This is a genomic window from Collinsella aerofaciens (assembly GCF_020181355.1).
In the GTDB taxonomy this organism is placed as follows: Bacteria; Actinomycetota; Coriobacteriia; order Coriobacteriales; family Coriobacteriaceae; genus Collinsella.
The window spans coordinates 1,792,640-1,809,251 of the sequence record NZ_CP084004.1 but is presented as its reverse complement, the minus strand read 5'-3'; the positions used below and the strand labels follow the sequence as shown (position 1 = coordinate 1,809,251).

The 16,612-nt window shown below is 58.8% G+C and carries 14 protein-coding genes; 2 read left to right on the top strand and 12 right to left on the bottom strand.

Annotated elements, in window-relative coordinates; translation table 11 throughout:
• The 9 genes from LCQ44_RS07835 to ileS form a co-directional block, all read right to left on the bottom strand.
• Complete coding sequence (locus LCQ44_RS07835) at nt 1-378, bottom strand: ATP-binding protein (RefSeq protein WP_225093524.1); 378 nt, start codon at nt 376-378, stop codon at nt 1-3.
• Nucleotides 371-958, bottom strand: coding sequence for a hypothetical protein (locus tag LCQ44_RS07830; protein WP_225093523.1), 588 nt, complete (start codon nt 956-958; stop codon nt 371-373). Before LCQ44_RS07830 ends, LCQ44_RS07835 begins: the two co-directional genes overlap by 8 nt.
• A gap of 100 nt (nt 959-1,058) precedes the next feature.
• The gene (locus tag LCQ44_RS07825; RefSeq protein ID WP_225093522.1) at nt 1,059-2,408 is read right to left on the bottom strand and encodes a replication-associated recombination protein A; all 1,350 of its coding nucleotides are present in this window, start codon (nt 2,406-2,408) and stop codon (nt 1,059-1,061) included.
• Between the two features lie 60 nt (nt 2,409-2,468).
• Nucleotides 2,469-3,716 carry a deoxyguanosinetriphosphate triphosphohydrolase family protein gene (locus LCQ44_RS07820; protein ID WP_195919164.1) on the bottom strand — a complete coding sequence of 416 codons (1,248 nt, stop codon included), beginning with the start codon at nt 3,714-3,716 and terminating at the stop codon, nt 2,469-2,471.
• A 31-nt stretch (nt 3,717-3,747) separates the two neighbouring features.
• Nucleotides 3,748-4,170 carry a prepilin peptidase gene (locus tag LCQ44_RS07815; protein WP_225093521.1) on the bottom strand — a complete coding sequence of 141 codons (423 nt, stop codon included), beginning with the start codon at nt 4,168-4,170 and terminating at the stop codon, nt 3,748-3,750.
• 81 nt (nt 4,171-4,251) lie between these two features.
• Nucleotides 4,252-5,547 (bottom strand): glycosyltransferase family 2 protein, encoded by a 1,296-nt coding sequence (locus LCQ44_RS07810; protein WP_225093520.1) that lies wholly within the window; start codon nt 5,545-5,547, stop codon nt 4,252-4,254.
• Nucleotides 5,548-5,629: 82 nt separating this feature from the next.
• Nucleotides 5,630-6,643 (bottom strand): RluA family pseudouridine synthase, encoded by a 1,014-nt coding sequence (locus LCQ44_RS07805; protein WP_225093519.1) that lies wholly within the window; start codon nt 6,641-6,643, stop codon nt 5,630-5,632.
• A complete protein-coding gene (gene lspA, locus LCQ44_RS07800) occupies nt 6,643-7,242 on the bottom strand; it encodes a signal peptidase II (protein ID WP_225093518.1) in 600 nt (199 codons plus the stop codon). The genes LCQ44_RS07805 and lspA overlap by 1 nt, the downstream gene beginning before the upstream one ends.
• A 373-nt stretch (nt 7,243-7,615) precedes the next feature.
• On the bottom strand, nt 7,616-10,393 hold the full coding sequence (gene ileS / locus LCQ44_RS07795; RefSeq protein ID WP_422110609.1) for an isoleucine--tRNA ligase: 2,778 nt from the start codon (nt 10,391-10,393) through the stop codon (nt 7,616-7,618).
• Nucleotides 10,394-10,903: 510 nt separating this feature from the next.
• Between ileS and LCQ44_RS07790 the strand changes: the two genes are divergently transcribed.
• Entirely contained in the window at nt 10,904-11,986 is a 1,083-nt protein-coding gene (locus LCQ44_RS07790) for an iron-containing alcohol dehydrogenase family protein (RefSeq protein WP_215693515.1), read from the top strand.
• 48 nt (nt 11,987-12,034) lie between these two features.
• Here LCQ44_RS07790 and LCQ44_RS07785 read toward each other — a convergent pair whose 3' ends face one another.
• Both LCQ44_RS07785 and ftsH read right to left on the bottom strand, forming a co-directional pair.
• Nucleotides 12,035-12,490 carry a 2-thiouracil desulfurase family protein gene (locus tag LCQ44_RS07785; RefSeq protein ID WP_138112401.1) on the bottom strand — a complete coding sequence of 152 codons (456 nt, stop codon included), beginning with the start codon at nt 12,488-12,490 and terminating at the stop codon, nt 12,035-12,037.
• An 81-nt stretch (nt 12,491-12,571) separates the two neighbouring features.
• Entirely contained in the window at nt 12,572-14,464 is a 1,893-nt protein-coding gene (gene ftsH / locus LCQ44_RS07780) for an ATP-dependent zinc metalloprotease FtsH (RefSeq protein ID WP_171021520.1), read from the bottom strand.
• A 122-nt stretch (nt 14,465-14,586) separates the two neighbouring features.
• Between ftsH and LCQ44_RS07775 the strand changes: the two genes are divergently transcribed.
• On the top strand, nt 14,587-15,042 hold the full coding sequence (locus tag LCQ44_RS07775) for a cob(I)yrinic acid a,c-diamide adenosyltransferase (protein WP_138112399.1): 456 nt from the start codon (nt 14,587-14,589) through the stop codon (nt 15,040-15,042).
• A gap of 129 nt (nt 15,043-15,171) precedes the next feature.
• Here LCQ44_RS07775 and LCQ44_RS07770 read toward each other — a convergent pair whose 3' ends face one another.
• Complete coding sequence (locus LCQ44_RS07770; RefSeq protein ID WP_225093516.1) at nt 15,172-16,521, bottom strand: MATE family efflux transporter; 1,350 nt, start codon at nt 16,519-16,521, stop codon at nt 15,172-15,174.
• Nucleotides 16,522-16,612: the final 91 nt, after the last annotated feature.

Here is a 16,612-nt window from a genome sequence, read left to right as displayed (position 1 = left end):
TTAGATATCCGCCTTGAGGTCGAGGGAAAGCGTCAGGGGCGCCGTAGTCTTTTCGTAGGAGTCGCACACGCTCGCGAAGATGAGCTCGGCATACACCGCAGCCTGGTCGTCTTCATCGACCGTAGCCTGGTCCCCAAAGGTAATAGTCATGCCAACGTGGGTCTCATCGACATCGAATTTGATGGTGATGTCATCGCAGTCGACCGCGGTGCAACCAAAGATGAAAGCCTCCTCAGCAGCCATGCGGATGTCCTCGATGCGATCGACAGACATAGAGCACAGGGCACCAACGTTGGCTGCCGTCATGCGCACAAGGCGAGCGAGACGCGGGTCACCGGCAACGGTCAGCGTGATAGGGCAGTTTGCTTCGCTACTCATCGCAGGACTCCTCAGAGGTCTCGGCGGGCGTATAGGTGTAATACTGAGCCGGCTTGGATACAGACTTCTGACCATCATCGTCGCCCGCGGCGGCCTCGTCCTCGCCAATTAGGACGCGCTCGGTAGGCTGCTCGGCCTCCGCAGCGGCAGCGGCGAGCTTGCGATCGGCGTCGGCTGCAGGAGCCTTCACCTTATTGAAGAGCTTCTGCACAGCACCGGCGGCAGAGTCGGTCACGCTCGACACAGCATTGCTGGCCTCGGCCATGCTGCCCGTAACCTCGGAAATGTCGCGAACCACGGCTTCGACCTCTACGAGATTGGAGGTAAGGGCATCAACTGCCGTCTTGCTCGACTTAAGCAGCGGCTCCATCTGGGCAAGCGTCGGCGTAAGCTCATCGACAGCGCCATCGAGCTTTGTCACCACAGGCTGAGCCTCGGCGATGGTGTTGTTGAGGTCGTTCACGGTCTTATCGAGCGAGTCGACAACATTGCGGGTCTTGCGCAGGGTAAGCGCGAGCTCAGCGATGGCCCACACGCCGGCAACGGCGAGCAGCAGCAGGGCGATTTGAATGGGACTCATACAAGCCTCCCGGAAGAATCGAAATACAGACGCTTTTCATGGTACCCCAAAGGGGACCGAACATGCCAAGAGCAGCAACGTGGGACAAAATTATCAGCAGCTACTTCGGTGCATTCCCGCTGCGGTCGCGTTCGCTTTGCTCTACGCGCCATTCTTCCCAACCGCGGCCGGCAGGCTGCCAGAACACGCCGCGCTCCAGTCCCTCGGGCAAATAGCGCTGATCGACCCAGCCTTCGGGATAATCATGTGGATACTTATACACACCGTATTCATCGCTGCCCGGGCGATGGCGATCGCGCAGATAACTCGGCACCTCGCGAAGCCCACTAGAATGGATATCGGCCAGCGCCGCATCGATCGAAGCCTCACACGCGTTGGATTTTGGCGCCAAGCACACATAGAGTGCAGCCTGAGCCAGGTTAATGCGGCACTCGGGATAGCCAATGACCTCGGCAGACTTAAACGCGGCATGCGCCACCAAAAGCGCCTGCGGGTCGGCGTTGCCAACATCCTCAGAAGCGTGAATCATAATGCGGCGAGCGATAAACTTAGGATCCTCCCCAGCATCGATCATGCGCGCGAGCCAATAGATCGTGGCATCGGGGTCACTACCGCGCATGGACTTGATGAACGCACTGATGATGTCGTAGTGCATGTCGCCGTTTTTGTCATACGTAAAGCCGCGACGCGGGTTGGCAATCTTCACGTCATCCACGGTGATGGGATAGCGCTCCCCCGCCGCAGGCGCTGGCGTTCCCTCGGTATCGGGACGCGTGACGGCAATCTCGCTCGCAAGCTCGAGCGTCGTGAGCGCCGAGCGAGCGTCACCCGCTGCCAGCGTGCAAATGGTCTTGACCGTATCCTCATCGGCCGAGAACTTTCCGTTCAAGCCCTGTGGTGCCTCGAGCGCACGCTCAATAAGCGTGGCGATAGCCTCATCCTTCAGATGTTCAAGCTCCACCACGCGCCCGCGCGACAACAGTGCCGAGTTGACCTCAAAGTACGGGTTCTCTGTCGTAGCGCCAATCATAATGACGGTACGGTTCTCAACTGCATGCAGCAGGGCATCCTGCTGCGACTTAGAGAAGCGGTGAATCTCATCGATGAATAGAATGGTGCGGCGGTCGTAGGTATTCAGGCGCGTCTTGGCCTCGTCAATCACGCGACGCAGGTCCTTCACAGTACCCGTGACGGCGCTGACCTCGACAAACTCGCTCTTGGTATGGTTGGCGATAATGTGGGCCAGCGTCGTCTTACCCGTACCGGCCGGCCCGTACAGAATCACGCTCGAAAGCACGTCGTGCTCGATCGCGGCACGCAACCATGAGCCCTTACCGACGGCCTTTTGCTGGCCCACATACTCGTCGAGCGAATTGGGGCGCATGCGCACCGCAAGCGGCGCATTTTTAAAGGAACGCTCGCGCGTCGAGGCAGAAAAAAGGTCGTCCATAGCCATCCCGTGCATCCATCAAAATCGTTGTTCCTCAACAGTATACCGAAAATATACGAACTACCGTTCGTTAATATAGGTACGATGCGGAAACTTCAGCCCCGGGAACAGCTTGCTCGTCAGCTCACAGAAATAGCCGTCCGTCATGCTCGAAATGTAATCCACTACGGTCTGATCTTTATCATCCTGCCATGCATAGGTGCGATTGTAGTAGGAAAGCTGCCGCTCAATGCGCGAAATGTGATGCTTAAAGATATACGAAGACTCGTCGCCTTCGTTTATATCCTGCAGGCAACGGTCATAGAGCTTTTCGAACGCCTCGCGCAGCTCCGTTTCGGAGTCGCCCTCGATGCCGCCCTTGCTATAGATCTTCTCGTAGTTCTCGCGCTTAGCGCGGCGGATTTCCTCGAACAGGTCCTCGCTCATCTCGATGCGCGGCTTGCCATAGCTGTGCTCGACGATATCGATAGAGGCATGCGTGAGAATCCAGCTGTTGTATGCTCCGCCAAGCCCATCGTCAAAAGCGTCGGGTGACAGCAGGCCCGCCGCAATGGCGTCTTGGCGATCACGCCCCGCATAGGCAAGAATATCCGAGATGCGAACGACACAGCCCTCAAGCGTCATGGGGCGCAAGTGCTCAATTGCGCTATAGCCTGTGGCAATGCAATCCTCGACGGTTCGATCGAACTGGTCAAAGGAACCCATGTCCGAGAGCTCGAACACACGCTGCTCGTACTCGCCGTTGTGGCAGAGCACGCCATCGAGCGTCTGAAGCGACACGTTGCGACCGTACAGCGCATCGAGCACGCGGACCGACTGCACGTTATGGAAAAAATAACGACCCGTGCGCTCGTGATAGATATCGTTGAGGAATCGCTCGCCGGCATGGCCGAAAGGCGTGTGCCCCAAGTCGTGACCCAGACCGATCGCTTCAATCAGATCGCAGTTGAGCCCGAGGGCGCGACCGATATCGCGCGCAATGCGCGAGACGAGCTGCACGTGTAGACCACGACGCGACAAGTCGTCGTTGCTTCGAAAGCTAAAAACCTGCGTTTTGCCTGCATAACGGGTGTACGCCGGTAGATGGAGGATTTTTTCGGTATCGCGCATAAACGCCGGACGCATAAGCGTGCCTTTGTCCGCATCGCGATCGACACGACGAATGACCTGGTCGTCGTTGCAACGATACGGATTGACAGTGCCCGAAGCACGATTGGCGGCAATGCGCTCGACGAGCTCGGGCGACAACGCCGAAGGAATACGGTCCATACGCGCCTTGATGGCGGCCGTTTCTTGATTAGTTGCCATGGCATGCTCCTTAAGAACGATGCGCAATCGGTTACAGAGTGCAGCCCACGACCTCGATTATGGCAAAAATCGGCACTAAAAACGGGAGCAATGGCAGGGAGCGCGATTTTGTGAAGAGGCAGGAGAGGGCCAGGGCCAGGAGTGCGACGGCAAATGCCACGATGCCACCCATAGGGTCGAGCGTGCAAAGCGCGAAGAGTGCTTTGGCGTCCCCCATGCCAATCCCCGGGGCTTGACGAAGGCGCCGCCAGAGCGACTCAGTAAGCATAAGGGCAAGGTAGACGATGACCGCAAGACCGGCATGATCAAGTGCAGTGTTAACGCCCCTGTCGAGCCAAACGCCTGCTAACGCCGCCACGGCACATGCGCCGGCAAGCTCATTGGGAAACCGCCGCTCACGGGCATCAATCCACGCGCCGGCAAAGATGCAAATCCAAAACGGGATATAGATCATCGAAAACCTCCTTGAGCAGCTGCTCAAAAGCAAAAACCACCACAAAGGTGCCTGTCCCCTTTGCGGTGGTTTTGGTGGTGGTTATTTGGCGCCTTGCATGACCTCGTCAAGGGTAACGCTGACGGCGTGCTGCGTCGGGACCCAGTCGACCTTCAGGAACAGCGCGGCCACCGTGATGGGGATATAGCTGAACATAAAGATCGGGAAGGTAAACAGGTTAGTCACCAGACGCCACTTTTGCGGGCAGTGAATGTGCTTGTACTCAAAGATAGTCGTGAGCAGCGCCAGGATAAAGAAAGTCAGATACATCATGGCGAAGGTCATAATGAGCGAAGCGGCACAGGCCTGCATCTCGACTTCGGTAGCCAAAAAGCCGTGCGAGAGTCCACCCACGATCAGGAACGTCGCATTGGCGAGCATCAAGATGAGCGACAGCAGCATACCCGGGGCGATCGTCATGAACATGTCGTAGGCGGCAAAGCGATGGTAGCGGAAGGTCGACTTGACCAGGTGCTTACCGTAAGTAAAGAACACCTGGTAGAAGCCCTTGGTCCAACGCATGCGCTGTTTCCAGGACGCCTTAAACGTCACGGGTTGTTCGTCAAAGAACTCCGCCGGCGCATAGCCAATGCGAATGCCGTGAATGGCGCAGAACGTGGTGAACTGAATGTCCTCGGTCAGCGTGTGGAACTGCCAACCGTGCATGCCCTCGATAACGCTGGCGGAGATGAGGTAGCCCGAACCCGAGACAGCGCAAGAAGTCTTGCAGATATTGCGCGCGTTGTTGAGAAAGCGCGCCTCACGCAGGTACCAAGTGGCATTAGCTGCCGAGATCCACGAGCTGCCGAAGTTCTTGGAGTTACGATAGCTCGTGACCACGTGGAATCCCTGGTCAAAGGCATCGTTCATCTTGGACACGTAATCGCGGGAGATGACGTTATCGGCATCGAAGATAAAGTAGCCCTCAAACGTGTCGGGATACTCGTTAAGGATGCGATCAAAACCAAAGTCCATGACCCAGCTCTTACCCTTGCGGGCCAGGTCGTTGCGCTCATAAACGATGGCGCCCGCCTCGCGCGCGAGCTGCGCCGTGTTGTCGGTGCAGGCATCGGCGACCACGAAGACCTCGATAAGCTCGGACGGATAATCCTGATCCTTGATGGAGCGAACGAGGTTGGCGATCACGGCCTCCTCGTTATGCGCCGCGATAAAGAAGGCATAGCGGTGAAGTTTTTTGGCCTTGGGAGGCGCGACCTCGCCACGAAGAGCGCCAATGACAAAGAAGACCACCTGGTACAGAAAGCAGACCGTGAGCAGCGTAACCACAATCTGGTTAAAGATCACGATGGGCGTGTTAGTTTGTAAAAAGGCGAGCATGCAGGCTCCCGAGAACGCGTTACGTAAACAACCGTATATCATACCGCAGGCTTACCGAGTTCAAGAAACCACCTAATACCGGCTAGGCTTCGAGAAGGCCAAGCTGCGGGACGATGTCGTCGCCGGCGGCGGTGCGGCCAAGCGAGCGCGGGGCCAGGTCGTCAAGAACCGCAGCAAGATCCCAAGGCAGCTCGTCGCGGCATTCGATGCGCTCACCCGTCACGGGATGGTCGAATGCGACGCGCCAGGAATGAAGGAATTGCCTGGTCAGACCCTGATCGGCACGCGCATCGCACTTACCGTAGAGCGGATCGCCCACGCAGGCGTGGTTGATATGGCGCATATGCACGCGAATCTGATGTGTGCGGCCCGTAAACAGGTGGCACTCGACGAGCGTATAGCCGTCGTCGAAACGCGTGGAATCGAAGCGCTCGAGGACTTTAAAGGTCGTAATGGCCTGACGGGCAAAGGGGTCGTCCGAAACCGCCATCTTGACGCGGTCGCGCGTAGAACGGGCGATACCGGTATTGATGGTGCCCTCGTCCATGGCGATGTGCCCGTGAACGAGCGTGATATAGCGACGATCGAGCGTGCGCGTGCGAATGAGATTTTGAAGCGCGCGCTGCGTGTCGTCGTCCTTTGCCGCAAGCATGAGACCCGAGGTATCGCGATCCAGGCGATGCACGATCCCGGGGCGGTCCTCACCCTGTACGGTACCAAGATGGTCGATGCCGCAGTGGTAGACCAGAGCGTTCGCAAGGGTGCCGCTCTCGTGGCCATGGGCGGGATGGCACACCAGGCCCCGCTGCTTGGAGAGCACGATAAGGTAGTCGTCCTCGTAGCGGATATCGAGGGGAATGGCCTCGGGAATCACGTCGGTCGGGTCGTGCGGCTCGGGCAAGTCGACCGAGATGCGATCGCCGGCGCGTACGGCGCACTTTTTAGAGAGACAAGTCTCACCGTTGACGGCAACGGCGCCTCCCTCGATCAGATGCGCGCAGGCAGAGCGCGTGGGACAGCCATCGTTGGCGCCCAAATAGGCGTCAAGACGCTGACCAGCGGAATCGTCGGCAACAAGAATATGGATGTCGGCCATTAACGCTCATTCCTTTCGCGAATCTTGCGGGCACGCTCCCCACGCTGCTTGGCCTTGCGCTTAGCGCGGGCCTCATCACGGGCATTGAGCTCGGCAGTCGCATCAACCTCGCGGGCCGCGGGGCTCAAGAACATGTATCCGAAGAGGGCGAGCACGACGCCCAAGGTAATGCCGATATCGGCCACATTGAAGACGGGGAAGTCGATGAAGGTGGTGGCAATAAAATCGGTCACGAAGCCAAAGGCCAAACGATCGATAGCGTTGCCGATAGCACCGCCCGCAACCATCGCCATGCCCACAACCTCAAGATGGGCGAGCTGGGGTGCACGAATGAGGTACGCGGCAATAGCGACAATGACCGCCAGCGCCAGCACGGCAAACGCGATGCCATGCCCCTCGCCCATGCTAAAGGCAGCGCCGATATTGCGGACAAACAGGAAGTCGATCACGCCGGGGATAACAGTCACATGCAAAGCGTCGCCCACGGCACGAACCGCAAGCTTGGTCAACTGGTCAACAAGCAGCACAACGAGCGCCACCCCACCAGCAACACCCAACCGCCAACGCAAAGGCGGCGTCATATCCCCAGCACGACCCAAATCAATCCCCTACCCTCAAGAACATCGAATTACGTTTAATACAAAGAACTATCTTATATTGCCATACGCAGAACGCACGACATATCCACCAACGCAAGCGAAATAACCAGCTAAAAACGAAAGCGACATTCCGAATAACGGAATGTCGCTTAATAGCTTTCGACTAAAAACGCAAGTCGAAAGAAAGCCTCTAGCTCCAGCAATGGAAATGCCGCGTTATCGTCACCAACAGCGAAAACGTCCCTAAGCGAGCAAGGTGACGTGAAAGAGGAGGGAAGCGTACTTTGGTACGCGACCGACGATTGAACGTCAGATTGCCGCTTAGGGGCGTTTGCAGCGTCGGTAGGTTACGGCGTTCTACGAACGCCGTAACTTACAGCGCGTCAGCGCAGCGCTTGCAGATATGCGCGTGGCCGTTGTACTCGCCGACGGTGGTGCGGTAGTTCCAGCAACGATCGCAGCACTCGCCCTCGGCAGCCTCGATAGCGACGGAAAGCTCCTCGCCCTGGTTCAGCTCAACATCGGAGACGATGTAGAACTCGGCCAGGTCGACGGCCTTGTCGCCGGTCAGCAGCGCGTACATCTCGGCAGGAACGACCGCCTTAACGCGGACCTGCTGGCTCTTGGTGAAGGTGCCGGCGGAGCGGGCATCCTCGAGGGCCTTGGTCACGGCGCTACGAAGCTCGAGCGAAGCCTCGAGCACGCCCTCGAACTCATTGGCCTCGTCGATTGTGATGGGCGACTTGTACCAATCGAGCAGCGCGGCGTACTTCTGGTGATCGACGCAGCCGCCGGGCGCATAGGCCATGGCCTCGTCGACCGTGTAGGACAGGATCGGCTGCAGGTCGCGCATGAGCATCGAGAAGAGCTCGGCAAGCACGGTCTGGGCGCTGCGGCGCTCGAGCGAGCCGGGCTTGTCGCAGTACAGGCGGTCCTTCAGGGCGTCGAGATACACGTTGGAAAGCTCGGTAACCACGAAGTCATAAAGCGCACGGTAAGCGCGCGGGAACTCGTAGCAAGAGTAAGCGTCGTCGACCTCGGCCTGAACCTGGGTCAGACGGGCAACCATGAGCTTGTCGAGCGGCAGCAGGTCGGCAAAGGCGACACCGTCGGTCTCAGGCTCAAACTGGCCCTCGAGCTCGGAAAGCAGGAAGCGCAGCGTGTTGCGGAAACGACGGTAGGCATCGGACGTACGGGCAAGAATCTCGTGGTCGATGGACACGTCGGAGCTGGTGTCAACGGAAGCAACCCACAGGCGGATGATGTCGGCGCCCATCTCGTCACAGACCTTATTGGGGTCGATGACGTTGCCGAGCGACTTGGACATCTTGCGGCCCTGGCCGTCGAGCGTGAAGCCCTGCGAGACGACCGCCTTGTAGGGAGCATGGCCGTTGGCGCCCACCGAAGTGAGCAGCGAGCTCTGGAACCAACCGCGATGCTGGTCGGAGCCCTCGAGATACACGTCAGCCGGGTACTCAAGCTCGGGGCGATACTCGCAGACGGCCTTCCAGGACACGCCGGAATCCCACCACACGTCGAGGATGTCCTTATCGGCCTTGAGGTGATGGCCGCCACACTTGGGGCAGACGCAGGCCTCACCCAGGTAGCTCTCGGGAGCGTCGGTGAACCAGGCGTCGGAGCCCTTCTCGTGGAAGAGCTTGATGACGGCGTCGAGCGTGGCGTCGTTCATGACCTTCTCGCCGCAGTCGGCGCAGGTGTAGCTGGGGATAGGCACGCCCCAGTTGCGCTGACGGCTGATGCACCAGTCGGGACGCTGCTCGACCATGGCGCCAATGCGGTTGGCGGCGTGAGCCGGATACCACTTGACGTTCTCGCGAACCTCCTTGCCAGCCTGCTCACGCAAACCGGTCTTGTCCATAGAGACAAACCACTGGTCGGTAGCACGGAAGAGCACCGGGTGCTTGCAGCGCCAGCAGTGCGGATAGCTGTGCGTGATCTTCTTCTCGAGGACCAGGGTGCCGCGCTCGCGCAGGAACTCGATGATGTGCGGGTTGGCCTCATCGGTATCCATACCGCTGAAGGGGCCACCGGTGCCAAACTCCTCGCCGGTGTAGAACTTGCCGTCGTCATCGACCGGCATGCAGATGTCGGTAATGCCCTCCTTGAGGCAGGCAAAGTAGTCGTCGACGCCGTGGCCGGGCGAGTTGTGGACGATACCGGTACCGTCATCGACACCGACGTAATCGGCCAGCAGCGCCACGCCCTCAACACCATCAAAGATCGGCTGCTTGTAGTGGATGTGGTGGAAGGTCTCGGCGGGAACCACATAGGGCTTACCGTCGACCATAACCGGGGTGTACTCCCAACCAAACTCCTCGCAGCACTTGGGAGCCAGGTCCTCGAGCATGACCTCGGCACGACCCTCGTGCTCAACGGCGACATAGGCGGCGCCGGGCTTGAGAGAAACTGCCTGGTCGGAGGGGATGGTCCACGGCGTGGTCGTCCAGATGATAAAGTCGACCGGGCCGTCGAAGTTCTCGAGGCCTGCGGGCTTGGAGGTCATCTCAAAGCGCACGAAGATGGACGGGCTCGTCTCGTCGGAGTACTCAATCTCGGCCTCAGCGAGTGCGGTGTGGCAGTGCTTGCACCAATGGACGGGCTTGTGACCGCGATAGATCATACCCTTATCGAACATGGCCTTGAAGACCTCGATGTCGGCAGCGTCATGCTGGTGATAGAGCGTCAGGTAGGGGTTATCCCAGTCGCCGAGCACGCCCAGGCGACGGAAGCCGGCCTTCTGCAGCTCGATGTTCTCGACGGCGAACTTGTTGCAAAGCTCGCGGATCTTAGCCGTGGAGGTCTGGTTGAACTTCTCGGTGCCGAGCTTCTCCTCGACCTTATGCTCGATCGGCTGGCCATGGCAGTCCCAACCGGGGACATAGGGAACCTCATAGCCCTGCATCATCCAGTAACGGTTGATCATGTCCTTGGAGATCTTGTTCATGGCGTGGCCGATGTGAATCGGGCCGTTGGCGTACGGAGGGCCGTCGTGCAGCACGAACTTCTTGTGACCCTCGTTCTTCTTCAGAACCTGCTCGTAGACCTTGTTGTCCTGCCAGTCCTTGAGTCGCTTGGGCTCGGACTTGGAAAGACCGGCACGCATGGGAAAACCGGTCTTGGGCAGATTCATCGTCTGCTTGTACTCGTTTGCCACGGTACCCCTTTCATGTCGTGGGCGCGCACGCCCGTTGGGCACCAAAAAAGCGCCCGTCCCTACAAGCTGGGACGAAGCGCCACAAAACGGGCTATACGCCCGTAAAAGCTCTTCGTTTAACCACCCAGCTTAGATGCCCTCGCCCGCGTATTCGCGCGCTCGCATCCGTTACTCGGCTGGCCTGTATCGACGACCATCTCGGCGATATCTACTAAGACGTGCCTGCGCGGCACGTCCGTTGGGACCGCAGCTCCGGGGTGATTTTCATCGGTCGCATGCACGGGTTCTCAGCGCTCCCCGCTCTCTGTGGCATGCGGACGGCCGACTACTCGTCCCCATCAACGCTTATGCGGAGTATGCTAGCACGTTCCGCGCCGGCGAAAAACCCTCAACACTGGTTTCATACGTAAGAAATTTCTCGTGGTCGTTAGCCTTCTCTAGGAGCAAAATACCTGAAAGCACTTTAACTAACGAAAGAAGGCTGCCATGCGCACAATCGGAATGAGCGACTACACCGTCGGCGAGGATTGCTTTACCGAGCTGCCCGCCGCACTGGCGGAGTACGGCGCGAAGAAAGTCGCCATCATTGGTGGCAAGCGAGCCCTAGCTGCGGCGCTGCCGGGCATCGAGGCGGCGCTTGAAGGTACCGACGTCGAGATTCTGGAGACGCGCGTCTACGGCACCAACAGTACGCGCGCCAATATCGCCAAGGTCGTGAACTCCCCCGCTTGCCAGCAGGCAGACGTGCTTATCGCCTGTGGCGGCGGCAAGGCACTCGACACCGTCAAGACAGCGGCAATCGAGCTCAAGAAGATTGTCTTTACGGTGCCGACGATTTGCTCTAACTGTTCCGCCGCGACCGCCATTGCCGTCGTCTACAACGACGATGGATCGCTCGAGGGCTATTCGTACCCCAACCGACCGGCGCACATCTTCATCAATCCCAAGATCATCGCCGAGGCTCCGGCGGAGTACTTCTGGGCCGGCGTGGGCGACGCCCTGTCCAAGCAGCCCGAAGTCGAGTACGCCACGAGCGCCGGCGACCTGGAGCACACCGCCGGCCTTGGCCTGGCTCTTGCCCACACCTGTTCCGAGCCGCTGTTTACCTACGGTGTTCAGGGTCTTGAGGACGTTCGTCAGAATCTGTCGAGCGAGGCCGTCAAGCAGATCGCGCTCGACATCGTGGTCAACACGGGCTATGTCTCGAACCTGACCAACCAGAACGATTACTACTACAACTCGAGCGTGGCGCACGCGTTCTACAACGCCGCCTGCAGCATTCCGCGTGAGGGCACCTACCTGCACGGCGAAGTCGTAAGCCTGGGCGTGCTGGTGTTGTTCGCCTACACGGGCGACACCGAGAACCTTAAGCGCTATGCTGACTTCAACAAGCAGATGGGGCTGCCCGTAACGCTTGAGCAGGTCGGGCTTTCCGAGACCGATATCCCTGCCCTGTGCGAGCACGCGCACGCCACCAACGAGTGGAAGCAAGGCAACCCGGAGCCCTTCACCGACGAAAAATTCGCCGCCGCCATCAAGGCCGCCAACGCCTACGGCCACACGCTCTAGACCCAGGCCAAAACCACCACAAGGGAGCAGCACCTTTGTGGTGGTTTTTTATTGCTCCAGCATGCTGGGGTCGAACTCGCTAGCCGGGATCACGCGATAACCGTGGCGGAGCAGTAAATCAACGAAGACGCCGTTGCCCGCCGTAAGGGTGCCGCTGAATGTTCCGTCGTAGATGCGACCCGCGCCGCACGAGGGACTACGGTCCTGCAGGATGCACGCGGCGATCTCTTCCGGCCCGCCCGCCTGCTCGCACATATCGAGCGCTCGTTGGGCACCCAGGCGAAATTCGCGATCGACCGATATGCCCTCGCAGGTACGAACCTCTCCGTTCACAATCTCGGACGGCTTGCGCGGCGTGGGCAGGCCCCCAAAGACCTCAGGGCACACCAAGAGGACCTCGGTCCCTGTACGCTCGCAGGCCTCGACCAACTCGCGATGGTAGTTGTCGAGCCCGTTATACTTGCAGCTCTCGCCCATCAAGCAGGCGCTCACCACGATCTTCATTTCCATCCCTCTCAAGCAAAACGCCCCATTTGAGAAAGCTGCTCAAATGGGGCGTCGGCGTTTACTGGCTCGGCCGCGGCTTTACTGCTGCTTGGGCATCAGCGGATTCTCGCGCGTGAGGAGGTTCATGAACTCCTCGCCCGTGATGGTCTCCTTCTTATACAGATAACGAGCCAGCTCGTGGAGCTTAAACTTGTTCTCCTTCAGAATCTGCAAAGCGCGGTCGTGCGCATCCTCGATCAGCTTGGCGACAATCGCGTCCACGCGCTCGGCCGTACCGGGGGCGCAGGTGAGCGACGTGTCCTGATTGAGATACGCGTTCTGCACGGTACCGAGCGCCATCATGCCAAACTCGTCGGACATACCAAAGCGCGTCACCATATTACGGGCGAGCTTGGTGGCCTGCTCGATGTCGTTGGCGGCGCCGGTCGTCATCTCTCCAAAGATGAGCTCCTCGGCTGCGCGGCCACCGCAATAGACAGCGAGCTTGTCCAAGACCTCCTGGCGCGTCGTCAGGAAGCGCTCGTCCTCCTCGACCTGCATGGTATAACCAAGAGCACCGCTCGTGCGCGGCACGATGGTGATCTTCGTGACCGGCGCAGAGCCCTTCTGGCGAGCGGCAACGATGGCATGGCCGATCTCGTGATAAGAAACGACCTGCTTCTCGTGGTCGGACAGCACCGTGGACTTACGCTGTTGGCCGGCAATGACGACCTCCACCGACTCCTCGAAGTCGTCCTGGGTTGCACGCTTGCGACCCTCGCGAACGGCGCGCAGGGCGCCCTCGTTGATGATATTGGCCAGGTCGGCGCCCGAGGCACCGGGCGTGGCGCGGGCAATCGCGGTCAGGTCGATCGGCGGCTCGGTCTTCACGCTCTTGGCATGCAGCTCGAGGATGTTCTTGCGGCCGGTCAGATCGGGCAGCTCGACGGGGATGCGGCGGTCAAAACGACCGGGGCGCAGTAGAGCGGGATCGAGACTGTCGGGGCGGTTGGTTGCGGCAAGGACAACGATACCCTTATGGTTATCGAAGCCATCCATCTCGGTCAGCAACTGATTGAGCGTCTGCTCGCGCTCGTCGTTGCCGCTAAAGCCGCCGCCATCGCGCTTCTTACCGATGGTATCGATCTCATCGATAAAGACGATACACGGTGCCTTTTCCTTGGCCTGCTTAAACAGGTCACGAACCTTAGCAGCGCCGCGACCGACAAACATCTCAACGAACTCAGAGCCCGAAATGCTAAAGAACGGAACACCGGCCTCGCCGGCAACAGCCTTGGCAAGCAGGGTCTTACCGGTACCCGGAGGGCCAACAAGGAGAGCACCACGCGGCAGCTTGGCGCCGATCTCCTCGTAGCGCTGCGGCTTCTCCAGAAAGTCGACGACCTCCTTGAGAGACTCCTTGGCCTCTTCCTGACCGGCGACGTCCTTAAAGGTCACGCCCACGTCCTTGGAGGCGATCACGCGCGCGCCGGACTTACCCAGTCCGCCGCCGCCAAAACCGCCGCCGCCAAAGTTCATCGACGGGCCGTCATCGCCCATAGCCTTCTTCATGCGGCGGTTGAGCCACCAACCGATGAGGAAGAAAATCGCCATGGGAAGAATGAGTGTGAGCAGGTAGTAGGTCATCAAACCCGAGTTTTTATCGGGAACGACCGACTCCAGCGAAGCGCCAGACTCAAGCACGCGATCGGTAAAGCCCGCGTCATTCGGCACACCGGTCGTCTTGTAGGCGATGTTCTCGTCCTCGCCCTTCTTGGTGTAATAAATCGAGTAATCGTCCGTGTTGTACTCGACCTTGTCGACGCTCTTCTTATCGAGCGCTTTGACAAACGTCGAGTAATCGGTCTTCGTAATCTGCTGCGTGTGACCGATGTTGGGGAACAGAACGGTCGAGAGCACGAGGTAGACGACGAAGGCGATGAGCACGTAGAGAATCATATTCCGTCTACGTTTGTTGTCATCCATCTCCATCTGCTTGAACTCCATCTACTGGGGTTGATAATGCTTTCTAGAATACCCAACCCGGACGGCGATAAACCGACGCCGGGCACGAAAGGACAGAGATGGCATCACTGTAAGTCGGCAAGGTTCAAATCTATACAGGCGACGGCAAGGGCAAGACGACGGCTGCGCTGGGGCTCGCGCTGCGCGCGACGGGCTACGGGCTCGACGTTCTTAGGCTGCAGTTTGCCAAGAAACTGCACTGCGCCGAACACGATGCCGCGCCGCGCCTGGGGCTGCGCATCGTACAAGCTGACCGCGACACGCCCGAGGCTTGCGCCGCACAGATCATGGAGCTCGCATGCGAGCAGATATCACAGGTCGACGTTCTGATTTTGGACGAACTCGGCGAGGCCATGCGCCGCGGCTTCGTGACACGCGAGGATGTCGAAGCGCTGATCGCGATAAAGCCCGCCACCACGGAACTCGTGCTCACCGGCCGCGGGCTGCTGCCGTTGGCCGACCTCGCGGACTTAGTCACCGAAATACGTCCCATCAAACACTACTTCGACGAAGGCCTCCTAGCCCGCCAAGGCATCGAATACTAATTGATTCGTTTTCCGCCAACACCTACAGCTCATAAGGAAGTTGCGGTGGAATAGTACTTGTTTGACGGTCCGCAAGGGCTTTTCAGGAACTATTTCACCGCAACTTATCAGGGGTATCTGACGGATGAGCTAGGCGGTGGCGCGACCTAGCCAGTTGCCGCTGTGGTGGTAGATGGTGAACATGGTTGCGGTGATGAGCCAGGTTACGGGGTAAACCAGCAGTAGATGCTCGAGCGACGGATCGAAGGGCATGATCGCAAACACCCAGATCACCCTCAAGACAACGGTGCCAAAGATGGTGAGCATCATAGGCTGCAAACTCACGCCGGCGCCGCGGATGGAACCCGAGGCGTTCTCGATAATCGAGAAAATCGCATAGAACGGCGCAATGAAATGGAGGATAGTCGTGGTGTACGCCGAAATCGAAGCATCGTCGACAAACAAACGCGACAGCGGGCCCGAGAACACCAGCAGCACGGCAGACAGGCCACCAATGAGCATAAACGACAGCACGAGCGACGTATGGTAGCCCTTGCGCATGCGCTCGTAGTTGCGCGCGCCAAAGTTCTGCGCCGAGAACGTAGTGATCGATACGCCGAGCGCCTCGGTCACCATCCAGATAATGCCATCCAGGCGCCCAGATAGACCCCAAGCAGTCGTGACATCGGCGCCAAACGAATTAACCGACACCTGGATCAGCACGTTCGAGATCGAATAGGCAGCCGATTGAAAACCGAGTGGCAGACCACACGAGATCATACTCTTGCAAATACCGCGATCGATACCGAGCTTAGACAGCGAAAGACGCCATGCACCCGGAGCGCGCATCATGCGCAACACGATCATCGTTGCATTGGAGCAAATGGTCAGCGCCACCGCGATGCCGCAGCCCAGCGCCTCCATATGCAACACAGCGACAAAAATGATATCCAGCACCACGTTAACCAGGCAGCCAGAGGCAATGATCACGGCGGGGCCGCGCGTGTCGCCCACGGCACGCAGCAGTGCGGTTCCCATATTAAGCAGCAGTGCCGCAACCATCGCGGCAAAATAACAGCGAGCATAGGCCACGCCCTCGGCCAATAGTTCATGCGGCGTGTTCATAAGCACCAGCATGGGCTCAACGAACACTATGCCAAGAATCGAGAAAGCGATACCGCCCACCAGCGCGAGCGTCATGGCTGTATGGACCGAACGACTCAGTCGCTCATCATCGTGCTGACCAAAATACTGACCGGTAATGACCGCGCAGCCGGCGCCGGCGCCAACGCAAAAGCCAATGCAGAGCTCGGTGAGCACCATCGTAGCTTGAATGCCACCTAGCGCGAGCTTGCCGCCAAACTGACCGACGATATAGGTACCGATAAGCGTGTAGGCCTGCTGAAAAAACGAACTAAAAAAGATGGGAACGCACAGCGAAAGCAGCTGCTGCCAAATAACACCCTGCGTTACATCGATAGCCGTAGATTTCTTAGCCACACGCCCTCCCCAAAAGCGTACGTCAACCGACAAAACAGTAATTAAAGACCTAAGCTAATAGCAGCTTAGCACCGACCGACGTCGACCGAAA